This is a genomic window from Paracoccus sp. 228 (assembly GCF_000967825.1).
Taxonomy (GTDB): Bacteria; Pseudomonadota; Alphaproteobacteria; order Rhodobacterales; family Rhodobacteraceae; genus Paracoccus; species Paracoccus marcusii.
The window spans coordinates 526364-543701 of the sequence record NZ_JYGY01000003.1 but is presented as its reverse complement, the minus strand read 5'-3'; the positions used below and the strand labels follow the sequence as shown (position 1 = coordinate 543701).

The window sequence follows — 17338 nt, the reverse complement described above, 5'->3', positions numbered from 1 at the left end:
GCCCGTGAACGCTTAAGATAAGGCTAACCGGGACGGCTACCTGAGTAAAATCAGCTCTATCCGGTTGTTCAGCGGGTCCATCGGGTTGCCCTGCCGGTTCTTGCGGTCCGCATAGCCGCTGACCCGCTGCACGCGCTTGCCGTCGAAACCCTGCTGTTCCAGCAGGTTGCGCACCGTATGCGCCCGGGCATCCGACAGCGGCCAGACCGGCGACGCGACCAGGGTTTCGGGATAGGCGCGCACATGGCCCGAGATCGCCACATCGTTCCTGACATGCCGGATGACCCGCGCGATGATTCCCATCAGTTCGGACAGGGCGGGCTGGGGCTGGGCAGTGTCCTCGACGAACAGCGGCGCATCGGTCAGATCGCCCAGCTCGATCACCAGCCCTTCGTCGGTCATGCGGGTCACGACATGCTGCAGCAGGTTGGTCAGCTGGGATGATTCGGCGCCCGTGCCGGTCAGGCTGTCCTGGACAGCGCGGGCGACCTCCTCGAAGTCGCCTGCACTGTCGCTGTCGGGCAGCGGCGCCTCGACCGCGTGACGGACGCCGTCCTCGGTCCCGTCACCGCCGCCGCTGGTGGTGGCGTTCGGCGTCTGGATCACCGTCGGTGCGAAGTAGTCGGCCAGACCGGTCTTCTGCTCCTCGGTGGTGGCGTTCAGCAGCCACATCAGCAGGAAGAACGCCATCATCGCGGTCACGAAATCCGCATAGGCGACCTTCCAGGCGCCACCGTGGTGGCCGCCGTCGGACGACGCCTCGACGCGCTTGATGATGATGGACGGCCCGTTCAGCCCCTTGCCCGCAGCCATGATGTCTATCCTTCGTTCCGGTCAGGCATCCTTGTCGCCGGGGCAAAGGTTTCGATCAAGTTAACGGATCAAATGCGTCCTATTCATAGCTGCGGCGATCCTCGATGACCTTGCCATCATTGGGCAGGCTGCCCGGTGCCACCAGTTCGATGTCGCCACGCAGCTTCAGCGTGTCCATGACCGATGCGGCATAGTCGCCCCCATGACCCGCAGTTTCCAGCTGGACGGTCATCACGTCCATCTCTCCGCGACGATCGGCGATCACGCGGGCGCGGGACACGTCCGCATGGCGCGCGACTAGGGCCGCCACCTGTTCCGGGCGCACGAACATGCCCTTGATCTTGGTCGTCTGATCGGCGCGCCCCATCCACCCCTTGATGCGCATGTTAGTGCGACCACAAGGACTGGTGCCTGCAAGGACCGCAGACAGGTCACCCGTCGCGAAACGAACCAGCGGATAATCCGGATTCAGCGTGGTCACCAGCACTTCGCCGACCTCGCCGTCGGGAACCGGATCGCCGGTGCCGGGGCGCACGATCTCGACGATCACGCCCTCGTCCACGATCATTCCCTCCATCGCCTCGCTCTCATAGGCGATGTTGCCCAGGTCGGCGGTGGCATAGCATTGCCGCGTGACGATCCCCCGGTCGGCATACATCTGGCGCAGCGACGGAAACAGCGCGCCGCCGCCCACCACGGCCTTGGTGAAGGACAGCACCTCGCCCATCTCGTCGGCACGGTCCAGGATCACCTTGAGGAAATCGGGCGTGCCGGCATAGCAGGTCGTGCCGATGTCGACGGCCGCGCGCACCTGCAGTTCTGTCTGCCCGGTGCCGGCAGGCAGGACCGCCGCATCGACGGCCCGCGCGCCCGATTCGAACATCATCCCGGCAGGCGTCAGGTGATAGCCGAAGCAGTTCTGGACGATGTCTCCCTGCCCCACGCCCGCGGCATGCAGGAAGCGGCCAAGCCGCCACCAGTCGCCGTCGCGCCGACCGGGTTCATAGATCGGGCCGGGGCTTTGAAAGATGTGGTCGAACTGCGCGGCGGGGCGGGTGGTATAGCCGCCGAAGGGGGGCTGCTTGCGCTGCGCCTCGGACAGCTCGGCCTTGCGGATCACCGGCAGGCGGGCCAGCGCGGCGCGGTCGGTCACCACCTCCGGCTCCACGTCGCGCAGAAGGCGCGCCATCGCGGGGGCCAGCTTGGCGCGGCTCAGCGCCAGCGGCAGGGCCTGGGCCAGCGCCTCGGCGCGCTGACCCTCGTCGCGCGTTTCCAGATCGTCGTAATATCCCATGATGACCCCCTCAGGCCAGCCAGCGCTTGCGCCGGCGATAGCTGCGCACCTCGCGGAAGGACTTGCGCCCCTCGTCCGACATGCCCAGGTAGAATTCCTTGACGTCCGGGTTCTCGCGCAGCTGCGCGGCCGGACCCTCCATCACGACGCGCCCGTTCTCCAGGATATAGCCCTGATGGGCATAGCGCAGCGCGACGTTGGTGTTCTGCTCGGCCAGAAGGAAGGTGACGCCCTCGCCCTCGTTCACGGCCTTAACGATCTGGAAGATCTGCTCGACCAGTTGCGGGGCCAGGCCCATCGACGGCTCGTCCAGCAGGATCATCTGCGGGCGCGACATCAGCGCGCGACCCATCGCGGTCATCTGCTGTTCGCCGCCCGAGGTGTATCCCGCCTGGCTCTTCCGCCGCTCGCGCAGGCGCGGGAAATAGTCATAGACCATCTCCAGATCGCGCTTGATGGCGGCCGATCCGTCGCGGCGGGTATAGGCGCCGGTCAGCAGGTTCTCCTCGACCGTCAGGTGCTCGAAGCAGTGGCGGCCCTCCATCACCTGAATGACGCCGCGCCGCACCAGGGCGGCAGGGTCCAGCGCGGTGATGTCGTCGCCCTGATAGGTGATCGAGCCCTTGGTCACCTCTCCGCGTTCACTGGCCAGCAGGTTCGAGATTGCCTTGAGCGTCGTCGTCTTGCCTGCCCCGTTGCCCCCCAGCAGCGCAGTGATGCCGCCCTTGGGGACCGTCAGGCTGACACCCTTCAGGACCAGGATGACGTGGTTGTAGATCACCTCGATGTTGTTGACGTCCAGCAGCGTCTCTTGGGTCCGGGTATCGAACATGGGCAGCCCCCTTGGATGCGGAACCGGCGGCGGAATGACCGCCGCCGGTCGTGGATCAGTTGCAGCGCGCGGTCAGGCCCGCCTCGGCGGCATAGGCGGCGCTGTCTTCCTTGATCAGCGGGTCCAGGATCTCGGCATCCGGCTCGATGAAGTCGGTGATCAGCGACCAGCTGCCCTCGGCGGCATTCCACTGCTGCACGCGGGCCAGGCCGTCGCCGCCATGGTTGTCGCAGGACAGCGCGATGGGCGCGCCGAAATCGGGCAGGCCCAGCTCGGCCATGCGCTCGGCGGTGATGTCCAGCGCCTCGAAGCCGTCGCGCATCTGCGCGGGCGTGATCTCGGGGGTGCCGGCCAGCTCCTGCGCCTTGGCGATGGCCTCGGCGATCACCAGCGCCGCATAGGCGCCGCGCGAATAGAGAACGCTGCCCGCCTGATCGCCTGCACCGGCCGCCAGACCCTTGTCATAGACATGCGTCTGCAGGTCCTCGTACAGCGGATAGTCTCGGCCCACGCCGTGGAAGGTCAGCGCCTTGTAGCCCTCGGCCCCGGCCCCCGCCGCGCGCACGTCGTTCTCCGATCCCGACCACCAGATGCCGATGAACTTGTCCATCGGAAAGCGGATGTTGACGGCCTCCTGGATGGCGACCTGGTTCATCACGCCCCAGGCATACATGATCACGTAATCGGGTCGGTCGCGGCGGATCTGCAGCCATTGCGACTTCTGCTCCTGGCCGGGTGCGTCCACGGGCAGCAGGCTCAGTTCGAACCCGTGCTTTTCGGACAGTTCCTCCAGCGTCCGGATCGGCTCCTTGCCATAGGCCGAGTTGTGATAGACCAGCGCGATCTTCTTGCCGGACAGGTCGCCCCCCTCCTGGTCCAGGATATGCTTGACCGCGACCGAGGCGCCGTCCCAATAGTTCGCCGGCGCGTTGAACACCCATTCGAAGACAGAACCGTCCTTGGCCGAGGTGCGGCCATAGCCCGGCGTATAGAGCGGGATACCGTCCTGGGTGATCCGCGGGATCAGCTGATAGGTGATGCCGGTCGACAGCGGATTCAGGACCAGCGGGTTCTGGGTGCGCAGCGATTCATAGCATTCGACCCCCTTCTCGGTGTTGTAGGCGGTCTCGCATTCCGGGACCTGGATGCGCTGGCCGCCGATGCCGCCGTCGCGTTCGTTGAGCAGCGTGAAGTAGTCGGCAAAGCCGTCGGCATAGGGGATGCCGTTCGCGGCATAGGGGCCGGTCCGATAGGACATGTTCGGCACGATCAGGTCCGCCAGTGCGGGGCTTGCGGCCATCATCGTGGTGGCCAGGGCGGCAAGGGTCAGTTTCATTGCGGGTCTCCTCCCAGAGATGCGATGCCGGTTGCCCGGTCTTGACGTTAATGCGGGAACGGCCACAGCCGCAGCTTGTCCTTGGCCAAGCGCCACAGGCGCGCCAGGCCGTGCGGCTCGACGATGAGGAAGGTCACGATCAGCGCGCCCACGATCATCAGCTCGATATGGGCGGCCAGATCGGTGGGCCAGCCCATGTTGCCGACCAGGAAGTTCTTGAGCAGCACCGGCAGCAGCACCAGGAAGGCCGCGCCGGCGAAGCTGCCGAAGATGCTGCCCAGGCCGCCGATGATGATCATGAACAGCACCAGGAAGCTCTTGTTGATGCCGAAGGCCTCGCCGACCTCGGCAGCCCCCAGATAGACCGCGAACAGAAGCGCGCCCGCGATGCCGATGAAGAAGCTGCTGACGGCGAAGGCCGACAGTTTCGCGCGCAGGGGGTTCACGCCGATGATCTCGGCCGCGATGTCCATGTCGCGGATTGCCATCCACTTGCGCCCCAGGCTGCCGCGCGTCAGGTTGCGCGCGACCCAGGCCAGCACGAAGGCGAAGACCAGGCAGATCAGGTATTTCGCGGGCGCGGTCGCGGCCGGGCCGGTCACTGCCTGGTCGAACACCGTGCGCGTCGGCGCGGTGATCTGGCCCGAGGCCGAATAGTTGTAGAACCACGGCACCTTGTTGAACAGCCAGACCAGGAAGAACTGCGCGGCCAGCGTGGCCACGGCCAGATAGAAGCCCTTGATCCGCAGGCTGGGCAGGCCGAACAGGACGCCCACCCCGGCGGTGATGCCGCCCGCCAGCAGGATGTGGATGACGATGCTGACATCCGGGAATGCCGTCATCAGCTTGTAGACTGCATAGGCCCCCACGGCCATGAAGCCGCCGGTTCCCAGGCTGACCTGACCCGCATAGCCGGTCAGGATGTTCAGCCCCAGGGCCGCGATCGCGTAGATCAGGAACGGCACCAGCACCGCATTGGCCCAGTAGTCGTTGATGACGAAGGGAATGATCCCGAAGGCCAGCGCCAGGATCGCGTAGTAGCCCCAACGGTCCAGCCGGATCGGGAAGGTCTGGCCGTCATCCCGGTAGCTGGTCTTGAAGTCGCCTGCCTCGCGATAGATCATGCGGTCGTTCCCTGTGCTGCGGTCGTGGCGGGGGCCAGCCCCCGCACCCCCGGGATATTTTTCTGAAGAAGAAGGGGCATGCTCACACCCGCTCGATGATGCGTTCGCCGAACAGGCCTTGGGGTCGGAACACCAGGAAGAGGAGCGCGAGCACATAGGCGAACCAGTTCTCGGTCGCGCCGCCGACCATCGGGCCGATGGCGAATTCGAATAGCTTCTCGCCCACGCCGATGATCAGCCCGCCCACGATGGCCCCCGGGATCGAGGTGAAGCCGCCCAGCATCAGCACCGGCAGCGCCTTGAGCGCGATCAGCGACAGGCTGAACTGCACCCCCGATTTCGTGCCCCACATGATGCCCGCGACGAGGGCCACGAAGCCCGCGATCGACCAGACCATCACCCAGATGAAGCGCAGCGAGATGCCCACCGACATGGCCGCCTGGTGGTCGTCGGCCACGGCGCGCATGGCGCGGCCCTGCTTGGTGTATTGCGCGAAGGCCACCAGTGCGGCCACCAGGATCGCCGCGATCAGCGTGGCCCACAGGTCCAGCCGGTCGATGAAGAAGCCGTAACCGAACCATTGCGCGGTGACGGCCTCGATCCCGTCCGAGATGCCCTGCGGCAGTCCCACATCCAGCGTCTTTATGTCGGCACCCCACATCACGTCGCCCAGGCCCTCCAGGAAATAGGCAAGGCCGATGGTCGCCATGAAAAGGATGATCGGTTCCTGCCCCACCAGGTGCTGCAGGACCAGCTTCTCGATCAGGAAGGCCAGGCCGACCATCACCAGCGCGGTCAGGGCCACGGCCAGGACCGCGGGCACCGTCCAGCCGAAATGGTGCAGCGAGGTGCCGAAGGCCGCGTTGATCAGATGCGCGAAGGGCACCTGGCCGTTCTGGATGCCCACCAGCGTCAGAGCCGCGAACAGCGCCAGCACCCCCTGGGCATAGTTGAAGACGCCCGACGCCTTGAAGATCAGTACGAAGCCCAGCGCCACCAGCGCGTACATGACCCCGGTCATCAGGCCGTTCAGCACGACCTCGGCGGCGAAGATCAGCTGGTCCATGGGTCGCGTCCTTTCACTTCTGCACGGATCGGATCAGTCATGGGCCACCCCCAGATAGGCGTCGATCACCGCCTGATTGCTGCGCACCTCGACCGGCGTGCCGTCGCCGATCTTCTTGCCGTAATCCATCACCACCACCCGGTCGCTGAGGTCCATGACCACGCCCATGTCGTGCTCAATCAGGCAGATCGTGGTGCCGAACTCGTCGTTCACCGACAGGATGAAGCGGGACATGTCCTCCTTCTCCTCGACGTTCATGCCGGCCATCGGCTCGTCCAGCAGCAGCAGGTTCGGTTCCGCCGCCAGCGCGCGGGCCAGCTCGACCCGCTTCTTCAGGCCGTAGGGCAGACGGCCGACGGGCGTCTTGCGGATGTTCTGGATCTCCAGGAAGTCGATGATGCGTTCGACCACGGCGCGGTTCTCGTTCTCCTCGCGCTCGGCCGCGCCCCACCACAGGGCCTGGGACAGGAAGCCCGCCTTCATCTTGTTCAGGCGCCCGGTCATGATGTTGTCCAGGACCGACATGCCGTCGAACAGCGCGATGTTCTGGAAGGTGCGGGCGATGCCCAGGCGCGCGACCTGATAGGGCTTCATCGCCGGGCGCGGCTGGCCCTTGAAGATGACCTGCCCCTCCTGCGGGTTGTAGAACCCCGAGATGATGTTCAGCATCGACGACTTGCCCGCGCCGTTCGGGCCGATGATCGCGCGGATCTCTCCCTGGCGGATGTCGAAGCTGATGTCCTTGATGGCGACAACGCCGCCGAACCGCAGGGTGATGTTTCGCAGCTCCATCACCACGGGGCCGATCTGGCGGCCGTCGGCGGTCACATAGCCGTCCTGGGTCATCGCGTTCATTGGGCTGCTACCTTCTGACGGGCCGCGTCGCCGAAGACACGGGCATCCTCGATGCGCAGGGTCGCGCTGATGGCGCCCTTTCGGCCGTCCTCGTAGGTGACCTCGGTCCGGGTATGGACGCTGGACGATCCGTCATAGAGCGCGGTCACCAGGTCGTGGAACTTCTCGGTGATGACCGCGCGGCGGACCTTGCGGGTGCGGGTCATCTCTCCGTCGTCGGGGTCCAGCTCCTTGTGCAGCACCAGAAAGCGGTGGACCTGACAGCCCGACAGCATCGGGTCCTGCGCGACGGATTCGTTCACCGCCTCGACATGGCCGCGGATGGTCTCATAGACCTGCGGGTGGCCGGCCAGTTCCTGATAGCTGCCATAGGCGATGTTGTTGCGTTCGGCCCAGTTGCCGACCGCGGTCAGGTCGATGTTGATCATCGCGGTGCAGAAGTCGCGGCCGTTGCCGATGACCACGGCCTCCAGGATGTTGGGATAGAACTTCAGCTTGTTCTCGACATATTTGGGGGCGAACATCGCGCCGCTGGCCATGCGGCCCACGTCCTTGGCGCGGTCGATGATGCGCAGATGGCCGCTGCCCTCCTCGAAGAAGCCCGCGTCGCCTGTGGCGACCCAGCCCTCGGCATCCTTGGTGGACGCGGTGCTGTCCGCATTCTTGTAATATTCGACGAAGGTGCCGGGGCTGCGGTAATAGACCTCGCCGTTCTCGCCGATGCGGACCTCGACGCCGGGGCTGGGCACGCCCACCGTGTCAGAGCGCACCTGCCCGTCGGGCTGCTGGGTGATGAAGACGCTTGCCTCGGTTTGGCCGTAAAGCTGTTTCAGATTGATGCCCAGGCTGCGGTAGAAATCAAAGATCTCGGGGCCGATCGCCTCTCCGGCGGTATAGCCCACGCGCACGCGGCTGAGGCCCAGGGTGTTCTTCAGCGGGCCGAAGACGAAGATCTTGCCCAGCGCATAGGCCAGCTTGTCGCCCAAGCCGACCGTCTTGCCGTCCAGGAGCGCCGGGCCCGCGCGATGCGCGACCGCCATGCCGCGCTTGAACAGCCACCGCTTGAAGCGGCTGGCATCCTCCATGCGGATCATCACGGATGTCAGCTGCCCTTCGAAGACGCGGGGCGGGGCAAAGAAGTAGGTCGGGCCGATCTCGCGCATGTCGGTCATCATCGTGTGCGCGCCCTCGGGGCAGTTCACGGTGAAGCCCGACCACATCGCCTGGCCCATCGAAAAGATGAAGTCGCCCACCCAGGCCATCGGCAGATAGGCCACGATCTCCTCGACCTCGGTCAGATGGTCGAAATCGGCGGTGTTGCGGGCGGTCTCGATGATGTTGCGGTTGGACAGGACGACGCCCTTGGGCTTGCCCGTCGTGCCGCTGGTGTACAGCATCACGCAGGTGCTGTCGTAATCCAGCCCGGCGATGATCGCGTCCAGCCGCGGCCCCAAGGTGGCGGCCCCCGCCCGGCCCTGCGCCTGCACGTCGGCCAGCGACGCCATGTTGGCATGGTCGTACTTCCTCAGGCCCCGCCCGTCGGTATAGATGATGCGGGCCCGCGCGCCGGTGGTCTGCTCGACCTCCAGCACCTTGTCGACCTGCTCCTGATCGCCGCACAGCACGAAGCGCGCGCCGCAATGATCTAGGACATAGGCCATCTCCTCGGCCACGGCGTCCTGGTACAGGGGCACCGGGATCGCGCCGCACATCTGTGCCGCGATCATGCCCCAGTAATGCGCCGGACGGTTGCGCCCGATGATCGCCATGTGATCGCCCGGCGCCAGCCCCTGCGCCATCAGCCCCATCGCCAGGGCGCGGATCTCGTCCGCGGCCTGGGTCCAGGTCCAGCTTTGCCAGATCCCGTATTCCTTCTCGCGATAGGCGGGGCGGTCGCCAAAGCGGGCGACGTTGCGCGCCAGCAGCGCGGGCACGGATTGCAGATCGCCCGGGGGCGTGTGCTGAACGGTCATGTATCCTCCCTCAAGGCGCGGACGCCCTGTCGTGCGGCACCTCCCCGTGCCCCGCGACACACATACCATTGGCGCCAAACCTTGCGCCAGTTTTACGCGATTCCTACGAAATGTTACGACGCTTTCGCACGCTGCACACCGGTGCTAGGCCAACGGGCGGAGGAGACCGCCATGCACCACCCCGACCCCGTCACGCGGGCCGAGATTCGCGCCGACCTGACCCGGTCGGGGCTGAACCTGATCGGTCAGGCGCTGTCCATCTTCGACGCGGACCTGCGGCTGGCGGTGGCCAACCGGCAGTACCAGACGATGTTCGACCTGCCCGACGACCTGACCCTGCCGGGCAGCCATTTCGAGGACACGATCCGCTTTCTGGCCCGGCGCGGCGAATACGGCCCGACCGAGGACCCCGAACAGGCCGTCGCCCTGCGCGTGGCCCAGGCCCGCACGTTCCAGCCGCACTACTTCGAACGCGAACGCGCCGACGGCCGGTGGGTCGCGGTCGAGGGCGCGCCGCTGTCGCAAGGGGGCTGGGTCACCGTCTATACCGACATCACCGACATCAAGCGCCAGGAAGCGCTGCTTCGGGCGCGGTCGGACGCGCTGTCCGAACAGGTGCTGCTGAATGCCGAACGGCTGGCGGCGGCGAACCGCAAGTTGGCCGCGACGAACGCCGCCCTGTCCGAAGCGCAGCGCATCCTGACCCGGACCGAGGCCCGTACCCGCCAAGTGACCGAGATGGTCCCGGCCCATATCGCGCATATGGACGCGCAATTTCGCTATACCTTCTCCAACCGGCGGCTGCCCGTGATCTTTCCGGGGGCCGAGGGCGACATCGTCGGGCTGACCCTAGAACAGGCCCTGGGGGCGGCCACAGCGCGAACCCTGCACCCGTTCATGGAGCGCGCGCTGGCGGGCGATCCCCAGGTGTTCGAGATCACCCACCCCACCTCGGGCCGGCGCATCCGCATCGCGCTGACGCCGGACCGCGATGGTCAGGGGGTCTATATCCTCTCCACCGATGTCAGCGCCGAGGTCCAGTCGCGCGAGGCGCTGGCCCATGCCGCGCGGCGCAACCTGGCCGCCCAGCTGACCAGCGGCATGGCGCATGATTTCGGCAACCTGCTGACGATCATCCTGGGCCTGCAGGCCCGACTGGCCGCCCGCGACCTGCCACCGGACGCGGCCGAGGATGTCCAGGCGACGCTGGCGGCCGCCCGCCGCGGGGCCTCGCTTCTGGACCGGCTGGCGCAGATCACCGGCGCGCGCGAACCCGCGCTGGAGCCGACGGACCTGCCGACATTGCTGTCCGATCTGGCGGTGCTGGCCCGCCCGTCGTTGTCCGAGGGGACGCGGCTGGACCTGGCCCTGGCCCTGCCGCCCGGACAACTGCTGCTGGACCCCGGCGCGCTGCAGGATTCGGCGCTGAACCTGATCCTGAACGCCAATGCCGCGATCACCCCGCCCGGCGTCATCACGCTGAAGGCGCGGCGCAGCGGCGACTGGCTGGAACTGACGGTAGGCGATACCGGACCCGGCTTCACCCCCGAAGCCCTGTCCCGCGCGACCGAGCCGTTCTTCACCACCAAGAAGGGCCAGGGATCGGGTCTGGGTCTGTCGATGGTTTATGACCAGACCAAGATGGTCGGGGGCACGATGCGCCTGTCGAACGGTCCGCGCGGCGCGCAGGTGATGCTGCGCCTGCCGTGGCGGCCCGTGGCGCGGCGGATGGTGCTGCTGGTCGAGGATGACGACCAGATCCGCGCCCAGGTCCGCGACCAGCTGACCGGGCTGGGCCATGCGGTGATCGAGGCCGCGTCGCTGTCCGAGGCCCGCGCCCTGACCGACCTGCCGGGGCTGGAGGTGATCCTGTCGGACATCCAGCTGGGCGACGGGCTGGGACTGGATCTGGCGGGGACGGTGCCCCTGGTGATGATGACCTCGCTGCCACCTGGCGATCCGCTGCGCGCCCGCGCGCCGGGGCCGGTGCTGACCAAGCCCGTAACGGCCCCGCGCCTGGCCGCCGCACTGGCAGCCCCCGCAAAGGAGATGCCATGACCGACGCCCCCCTGATCGCGATCCTGGACGACGAGCCGCAGATCCGCCGCATCCTGTCCGCCGCGCTGGAACAGGCAGGCTTTCGCACGCAAAGCTTCGGCCGCGCGACCGAGTTCGAGGCCGCGCTGCGCCGCATCACGCCGGATGCCTGCCTGATCGATTTGGGCCTGCCGGACCGGGACGGGTTGGCGCTGGTTCATCGGCTGGCATCCGATTCGGGCGCGGTCATCATCATCGTGTCGGGACGGGCGCAGGTCCAGGACCGGGTGACGGGATTGGAGCTGGGGGCCGACGACTACATCACCAAGCCCTTCGAGCCGGCCGAGGTCGTGGCCCGCATCCGCGCCCGCCTGCGACGGCCGTCCCAGAGCGCGACCCAACGCCCCCAGACGCTGCGCTTTGCTGGCTGGACGGCGGATTTCGACCGTTACCTGCTGACCGCGCCCGACGGCATCGAGACACCGCTGAGCCATGCCGAGGCAGAGGTGCTGCGCCTGTTCACTGATAACCCCCGCCGCCTGATCACCCGCGCACAGATGCTGGAAACCCTGGGCGGCACGGCCGGCGACAGCTTTGATCGGGCGATGGACGTCCGCATCTCGCGCCTGCGGACCAAGCTGGGCGAGGATCCCAAGAACCCGCGGCTGATCAAGACGATCTATGGCGCGGGCTACATCTTTCTGGCCGAGATCGGCTGAGTTCCGCACCGGATCACGGTTTGCCCTGCCGGGCGGTAGCGGCGCAAGCCGGCCCCATCGAGGGGCTGGCTTGCGCGCGGGGGCTATGCCCCCGCAGGCCCTACACCATCAACGTCGTCGCAATCCTGCACCGCTGTCGCATCTTGACCCGGTCTGTGGGGTATCCCAGCAGGGGGGTCCGGGGGGACGGGAAGTCCCCCCGGCACGTCGCGGGACGCAGACGGCCCGACGGTCAGGCGTCGCGGTCCCATCCGCTGATGGCCTTGCTGTCCATGAACTCCTCCAGCCCCATCACGCCGCCTTCGCGCGCCCGGCCGGATTTCTTGACCCCGCCAAAGGCCGATCCGGCCCCGCGCGATTCGCCGTTCATCTCGACCATGCCCGCCCGCAGCTGCCGCGCCACGCGGTTACGGCGCGCGCCGTCCTGGCTCTGGACATAGTTCGTCAGCCCGTAGGGGGTGTCATTGGCGATGGCCACGGCCTCCTCCTCGCTGTCGAAGGGGATGATTGACAGAACCGGGCCAAAGATCTCCTGCTGCGCGACTGTCATGTCGTTCGACACATCCGCAAAGACCGTCGGCCGCACGAAATAGCCGCGGTTCACCCCCTCGGGCAGGCCCGGCCCGCCCGCGACCAGGCGCGCACCCTCGTCGATGCCCGCCTGGATCAGGCCCTGGATCTTGTCCCATTGCTGGCGGCTGACCACTGGGCCGATATGCTTGCCCGGCTGATGGGCGCTCGCCACGGCGGTCTCCTCGGCCACCTTGGCCGCGACCTCGACCGCGCGGTCATAGGCCGAGCGTTCGACCAGCATCCGCGTCGGCGCGTTGCAGGACTGCCCGCTGTTGTAGAAGCAGTGCCGCGCCCCCCGCACCACCGCCTTGTCGTCGGCATCGGCAAAGACGATGTTGGCGCCCTTGCCACCCAGCTCCAGCACGACCTTCTTCAGGCTGTCGGCCGCGGCCCTGCTGATCGCGATGCCTGCGCGGGTCGAGCCGGTGAAGCTGATCATCTCGACATCCGGATGCACCGACAGCTGGCTGCCGACCCCCGCCCCGTCGCCGTTCACCAGGTTGAAGACGCCCGCGGGCACGCCCGCCTCGTCCAGCACCTCGGCAAAGACCATCGACGACAAAGGCGCGATCTCGGAGGGCTTGAGCACGCAGGTATCCCCCGCCAGCAGCGCCGGGATCACCTTCAGCGTCACCTGGTTCATCGGCCAGTTCCAGGGCGTGATCAGGCCCACCACGCCCACCGGCTCCCACGCGACCATGCTGGTCGGCGCATGCGCCCCCAAGGGCCGCACGAACTGGAACTCCTTGAAGGCGGTGATGAAGTTGCGCGTGTGCCAGGCCCCGGCCTCGGCCTGGTCGGCCAGCGACATGTCCTCGGGCGCGCCCATCTCCAGGCTGATCGCGCGGGCGATGTCGGGCATGCGCCGCTCATAGATCGCCAGGATGCGCTCGACCACGGCCAGGCGTTCGGCGGGCGGCGTCGCGGCCCAGGCCGGAAAGGCACGCTTGGCCGCGGCCACCGCGGCATCGGTATCCGCCTGATCGCCGATCGAGATAACCGCGACCGCATCCTCGGTCGACGGCTCGATCACCTCCAGGTCGCGTGCCTGCACGGGGTCGACCCAGGCTCCGTCGATATAGAATTTCCGCTGGTCCAGCATCTGGTCCTCCTGACTGGCATTCGGGCAAAGCCTGTCACCCCGCAGGCCGCGCCGCAACCCCGGCCGCATGGCGCCCCCACTGGCATTCCGCGCCGCGGCGCTTATCTATGGGGGACGCAACCAACCGGAAAAGGAGCGCCCATGTCCCTGCGCATCAATGACACGGCCCCCGACTTCACCGCCAATTCGACCGAAGGGCAGATCCGCTTCCACGACTGGATCGGCGACAGCTATGCCATCGTCTTCAGCCATCCGCGCGACTTCACCCCGGTCTGCACCACAGAATTCGGCGCCGTGGCGCAACTGGCCCCCGAATTCGAAAAGCGCAACACCAAGGTGCTGGGCGTGTCCGTGGACAGCGTGGACGACCATCAGAAATGGAAGGCCGATATCGGTAAGGTCGCGGGCGTTCCCGCGAACTTCGCCATCATCGACGACAGCGACCTGGGGGTCGCCAAGGCCTATGACATGCTGCCGGCCGAATACTACCTGCCGACCGAAGGCCGCACGCCCGCCCATTCCGCGACCGTGCGCACCGTCTTCATCATCGGGCCGGACAAGAAGGTCCGCCTGACCATGACCTATCCCATGTCCGTGGGCCGCAATTTTGCCGAGATCCTGCGCGCGCTGGACGCGGTGCAGAAGACTGACGGCGTGCCGATTGCCACGCCCGCCAACTGGGTGCCCGGTCAGGACGTGATCGTGGCCCTGTCCCTGGACGATGCCGCGGCCGAGGCGAAATACGGCCCCCTGGACATCAAGCTGCCCTATCTGCGCTATGCCAAAGACCCGGCCTGATCACGGCCAGCCGTAATGATCCAGCAGGGCGGCGATGGCACGGTCATTGCCGCCCTGCCCTGCGGCGGGGCGGTTCACCGAACGCAGGCTGACCGCCTGGCTGCCTTCCCATTCAAAGATGCGGGCACGTTCGCCGATCTTGACGGGCTTAGATCCGGCCATGCGATGCATCCAGTACAGCCAGATGTCGTCCGCCCCCGGCGCCAGCCGCATGAACAGATCGTCGCGCGTGACGTCGGCATGGAACACGCCGGGGACATAGATCACCCCCGACACGCCGGTCGGAAAGACCAGCGGCCCGGTCTGTGGCGTCCGCAGATTGTGATCCCAGCCCTCGTAAGGGGCGGGACGGCTGCCTTCCATCACCACGCCATGTGCTCGCAGGCAGGCGACACCCGCGCCCCGATGCGCGGCTTCGACCAGACGCTCCAGCCAGTCGGCAGGATAGTACAGGTCGTCATCCGCCGTGGCGACATAGGCGTCGGGGTGCTCCAGCAGGGTCGGCACGATCTTCTTGTAGGACCGCCACAGCGGGCAGACACGGATCTCCAACCGCGACATCGCCCGGACTTCGGCGGGCAGGTGCTGCTGGTCGCCCTCGTCCAGCCACAGGATCACGCGATCGGGCTGCACCGTCTGGCGCAGAAGCGCGCGCAGCGTCGGCGCCAGCGTCGCGAACCGCGCGCGGTGGCTGGTCAGCGACACGATCAGCGGCGCAGGCAGGCCGTGCGGCCTGCCGGGACGGTCCGGGCGGCTGGCGGTTTCCGTCAGCGCGCGGGCCAACCTGCGGCGGTGCTTGAACCGGCGGAACGCGTCTCGGATCACGGGTTTTCCCACGCGCGGCGAAGCCAGCCGATATCGCCGATGCGGCGATACCACTTGTGCCCGCGCCCGGCAAAGACGTCCTCCATCTTGGGCGCGCCCGCGAACAGCACGATCCTTGCCCCCTGGGGCAGCGACGGGTCGCGCAGATAGCTGGCCAGATTGCGCGGCACGCAGTCGTTCTTGAAGCTGACGCACCAGCCCTTGGGCCAGTAATGCAGGTTCCCATGCGCGGCCAGCTGCGCCGACTGGAACTGCTGGCTGATCTCATAGTCCCGGGTCGCGGCCGCCGGATCGGCCAGATAGGCGTCCAGCACATAGCCATGATCGCCCACCCGATAGCGGAACACGCTGGAATTGCCGACGCTGTGCAGAAAGCGGTCGCGGTCCGGATTTACCTTGCGCAGGGGTTTTGCCCGGAACAGGTCGTCGTCACGGATGATGAAGAAGTCGCCCGGCAGATCGAAGAACGGGCCCAGGTCATCCACCACCACCAGGTCGATGTCCAAGAACAGCGCTGTCCCCGACAGGGCCGCATCGGCGCCGCCCAAGTCGCGCCGGAACAGGGCCAGCTTGCGCCAGCGGGTGTCCGAATGGCCCTGGGGCAGCCCCAGCTCCGGCAGCGGCAACGCCTCGACCTGCGGATCGAGGCCCGCCGCATCGTCCGTGAAGCAGATGAACCGGTGCGGCCGGTCCAGATGCCGCCGGACCTGTGCCGCAAGCCGGTTCACATCGGCACTGCTGTAGAGCGTGCCCCATTTCATCGTCAGGATCAGCAGGGGTTCGGTCATCGCTTGTCCCACATTTCGACTTCGCGCCGGATCGGTTCGGGATAGGCGGCGTGCAGGCCCAGCTCGATCATCTTGGCACGCTTGCCGACCATCATCTCGACGCGCTGCTTCTTGAGGAACGGAAACCCAAGCGAGGTCATGACCGCCGGATGCAGCGCGGTCGAAAAGACCAGCAGTTCGGTGTTGTCGATACGCTCGCGCAGCATGTCGCGAATCTGCAGCGCGCTGAGCGTCGGGTCCGCCAGCAGCGGATCCAGCAGGCGCGAATCCTTGCGGTTCACCTGCGCCTGGTGGTGCAGGATGTCGCGCATCATCTGTTCGTCATCCAGCGTTAGGAGGAATTGCACCACCTCGCGCCAGCTGTGCAATCCGCCGACGGAATAGCCCAGCTTGCGGAAATGGCGGGTCAGACCCAGTTCGCGCAGCTGGATCACGATGCGCTTCTCGTTGACCAACGACATCTTGCGCCAATAGCGGTCGAAATCCGGGTCGCGCACCATCCGGCCCGAAAAGCGGAAGAAATATGACTGCACATGCTGGGCGTTCATGTCGCCCGTCTCTCGATGCTGCTGGTCCAGGTCGATGAACAGGCCCCACAGATCCTCGGGCGCGGCACGGCTGCGCTTCAGCACGTCGGAATCCTCGGACAGGGGGAACCACATGCTGTCGTTCATGATGTACAGCGCCTTGGGGCGAATGCCGCGGTCAAGAACCTGCAGCACGCCCTCGCGGTATCCGCCGAAATCATAGCCCAGGTTGGGCCGTTCGACGACAAGATGGGACAGCTCTGCCAGACGTGCGCGGTCATCCGCCGCCAGCGGCGCATTGGTCACCACGACCACCGACACGCCCTGCGACGCCATCCAGCGCAGCTGCCACAGCGTCGAATCCAGCAACCCGCGCGGCTGATAGATCAGAAGGACCGCGACCTCGTCCATCAGGGGCTGGGCGCCTTCTGTCACGTGAACCGTCTTGTGGCGCCGCAGATCGTGCGCCGCCCGCGCGACGTGGCCCCAGGACGGCAGCACCAAGGCCGCGATCTGACGCCCGACGCGCCGCGTCTCTCGGACCAGCTTTTCGGAAAGCGTCTTCTCGGGCGGCATGAAGGGTTTTTCGGTCACGACACTGGCCTTGTGCAGCGTGCACGCCACGGCGTGCGGAATGTCGAAAGGGGGCAGATGCCCTGCCCCCTTCTGTCTTTCG

General features: G+C 66.8%; 15 protein-coding genes. 3 read left to right on the top strand and 12 right to left on the bottom strand.

What is annotated here, in order from left to right:
• Nucleotides 1–36 precede the first annotated feature (36 nt).
• The 8 genes from SY26_RS12260 to SY26_RS12225 all read right to left on the bottom strand — a co-directional run bounded on the left by SY26_RS12260 (nucleotide 37) and on the right by SY26_RS12225 (nucleotide 9293).
• On the bottom strand, nucleotides 37–813 hold the full coding sequence (locus SY26_RS12260) for a flagellar motor protein MotB (RefSeq protein ID WP_046000719.1): 777 nt from the start codon (nucleotides 811–813) through the stop codon (nucleotides 37–39).
• 79 nt (nucleotides 814–892) lie between these two features.
• Nucleotides 893–2107: a phenylacetate--CoA ligase family protein gene (locus SY26_RS12255; RefSeq protein ID WP_046000718.1), complete on the bottom strand. Its 1215-nt coding sequence runs from the start codon at nucleotides 2105–2107 to the stop codon at nucleotides 893–895.
• Nucleotides 2108–2117: 10 nt separating this feature from the next.
• Complete coding sequence (locus tag SY26_RS12250; protein ID WP_045980988.1) at nucleotides 2118–2939, bottom strand: ABC transporter ATP-binding protein; 822 nt, start codon at nucleotides 2937–2939, stop codon at nucleotides 2118–2120.
• A 55-nt stretch (nucleotides 2940–2994) separates the two neighbouring features.
• Entirely contained in the window at nucleotides 2995–4275 is a 1281-nt protein-coding gene (locus SY26_RS12245) for an ABC transporter substrate-binding protein (RefSeq protein WP_046000717.1), read from the bottom strand.
• Between the two features lie 47 nt (nucleotides 4276–4322).
• Entirely contained in the window at nucleotides 4323–5399 is a 1077-nt protein-coding gene (locus tag SY26_RS12240) for a branched-chain amino acid ABC transporter permease (protein WP_046000716.1), read from the bottom strand.
• 82 nt (nucleotides 5400–5481) lie between these two features.
• Complete coding sequence (locus SY26_RS12235) at nucleotides 5482–6465, bottom strand: branched-chain amino acid ABC transporter permease (protein WP_046000715.1); 984 nt, start codon at nucleotides 6463–6465, stop codon at nucleotides 5482–5484.
• A gap of 33 nt (nucleotides 6466–6498) precedes the next feature.
• A complete protein-coding gene (locus tag SY26_RS12230) occupies nucleotides 6499–7320 on the bottom strand; it encodes an ABC transporter ATP-binding protein (RefSeq protein ID WP_046000714.1) in 822 nt (273 codons plus the stop codon).
• The gene (locus SY26_RS12225) at nucleotides 7317–9293 is read right to left on the bottom strand and encodes an AMP-binding protein (RefSeq protein ID WP_046000713.1); all 1977 of its coding nucleotides are present in this window, start codon (nucleotides 9291–9293) and stop codon (nucleotides 7317–7319) included. The genes SY26_RS12230 and SY26_RS12225 overlap by 4 nt, the downstream gene beginning before the upstream one ends.
• Before the next feature lie 171 nt (nucleotides 9294–9464).
• Between SY26_RS12225 and SY26_RS12220 the strand changes: the two genes are divergently transcribed.
• Together SY26_RS12220 and SY26_RS12215 are read left to right on the top strand one after the other, a co-directional pair.
• On the top strand, nucleotides 9465–11351 hold the full coding sequence (locus SY26_RS12220) for a PAS-domain containing protein (RefSeq protein ID WP_046000712.1): 1887 nt from the start codon (nucleotides 9465–9467) through the stop codon (nucleotides 11349–11351).
• Nucleotides 11348–12049 (top strand): response regulator transcription factor, encoded by a 702-nt coding sequence (locus tag SY26_RS12215; protein WP_046000711.1) that lies wholly within the window; start codon nucleotides 11348–11350, stop codon nucleotides 12047–12049. Before SY26_RS12220 ends, SY26_RS12215 begins: the two co-directional genes overlap by 4 nt.
• A gap of 232 nt (nucleotides 12050–12281) precedes the next feature.
• Here the strand turns inward: SY26_RS12215 and SY26_RS12210 are convergent, their stop codons facing one another.
• Nucleotides 12282–13724: an aldehyde dehydrogenase family protein gene (locus SY26_RS12210; RefSeq protein WP_046000710.1), complete on the bottom strand. Its 1443-nt coding sequence runs from the start codon at nucleotides 13722–13724 to the stop codon at nucleotides 12282–12284.
• A gap of 141 nt (nucleotides 13725–13865) precedes the next feature.
• Between SY26_RS12210 and SY26_RS12205 the strand changes: the two genes are divergently transcribed.
• The gene (locus tag SY26_RS12205) at nucleotides 13866–14522 is read left to right on the top strand and encodes a peroxiredoxin (RefSeq protein ID WP_045980997.1); all 657 of its coding nucleotides are present in this window, start codon (nucleotides 13866–13868) and stop codon (nucleotides 14520–14522) included.
• Here the strand turns inward: SY26_RS12205 and SY26_RS12200 are convergent, their stop codons facing one another.
• Genes SY26_RS12200 through SY26_RS12190 form a run of 3 tightly spaced genes read right to left on the bottom strand, consistent with a single transcriptional unit; the run spans nucleotide 14523 to nucleotide 17256 of the window.
• The gene (locus SY26_RS12200; protein WP_046000709.1) at nucleotides 14523–15347 is read right to left on the bottom strand and encodes a glycosyltransferase; all 825 of its coding nucleotides are present in this window, start codon (nucleotides 15345–15347) and stop codon (nucleotides 14523–14525) included.
• Nucleotides 15344–16135: a hypothetical protein gene (locus tag SY26_RS12195; RefSeq protein WP_046000708.1), complete on the bottom strand. Its 792-nt coding sequence runs from the start codon at nucleotides 16133–16135 to the stop codon at nucleotides 15344–15346. Before SY26_RS12195 ends, SY26_RS12200 begins: the two co-directional genes overlap by 4 nt.
• A complete protein-coding gene (locus tag SY26_RS12190; protein WP_052715258.1) occupies nucleotides 16132–17256 on the bottom strand; it encodes a rhamnan synthesis F family protein in 1125 nt (374 codons plus the stop codon). The genes SY26_RS12195 and SY26_RS12190 overlap by 4 nt, the downstream gene beginning before the upstream one ends.
• Nucleotides 17257–17338: the final 82 nt, after the last annotated feature.

What these genes read in the sequence shown, in the direction of transcription:
- SY26_RS12260 (WP_046000719.1), bottom strand. Translation starts at nt 813, where the DNA reads ATGGCTGCGGGCAAGGGGCTGAACGGGCCGTCCATCATCATCAAGCGC.
- SY26_RS12255 (WP_046000718.1), bottom strand. Translation starts at nt 2,107, where the DNA reads ATGGGATATTACGACGATCTGGAAACGCGCGACGAGGGTCAGCGCGCC.
- SY26_RS12250 (WP_045980988.1), bottom strand. Translation starts at nt 2,939, where the DNA reads ATGTTCGATACCCGGACCCAAGAGACGCTGCTGGACGTCAACAACATC.
- SY26_RS12245 (WP_046000717.1), bottom strand. Translation starts at nt 4,275, where the DNA reads ATGAAACTGACCCTTGCCGCCCTGGCCACCACGATGATGGCCGCAAGC.
- SY26_RS12240 (WP_046000716.1), bottom strand. Translation starts at nt 5,399, where the DNA reads ATGATCTATCGCGAGGCAGGCGACTTCAAGACCAGCTACCGGGATGAC.
- SY26_RS12235 (WP_046000715.1), bottom strand. Translation starts at nt 6,465, where the DNA reads ATGGACCAGCTGATCTTCGCCGCCGAGGTCGTGCTGAACGGCCTGATG.
- SY26_RS12230 (WP_046000714.1), bottom strand. Translation starts at nt 7,320, where the DNA reads ATGAACGCGATGACCCAGGACGGCTATGTGACCGCCGACGGCCGCCAG.
- SY26_RS12225 (WP_046000713.1), bottom strand. Translation starts at nt 9,293, where the DNA reads ATGACCGTTCAGCACACGCCCCCGGGCGATCTGCAATCCGTGCCCGCG.
- SY26_RS12220 (WP_046000712.1), top strand. Translation starts at nt 9,465, where the DNA reads ATGCACCACCCCGACCCCGTCACGCGGGCCGAGATTCGCGCCGACCTG.
- SY26_RS12215 (WP_046000711.1), top strand. Translation starts at nt 11,348, where the DNA reads ATGACCGACGCCCCCCTGATCGCGATCCTGGACGACGAGCCGCAGATC.
- SY26_RS12210 (WP_046000710.1), bottom strand. Translation starts at nt 13,724, where the DNA reads ATGCTGGACCAGCGGAAATTCTATATCGACGGAGCCTGGGTCGACCCC.
- SY26_RS12205 (WP_045980997.1), top strand. Translation starts at nt 13,866, where the DNA reads ATGTCCCTGCGCATCAATGACACGGCCCCCGACTTCACCGCCAATTCG.
- SY26_RS12195 (WP_046000708.1), bottom strand. Translation starts at nt 16,135, where the DNA reads ATGACCGAACCCCTGCTGATCCTGACGATGAAATGGGGCACGCTCTAC.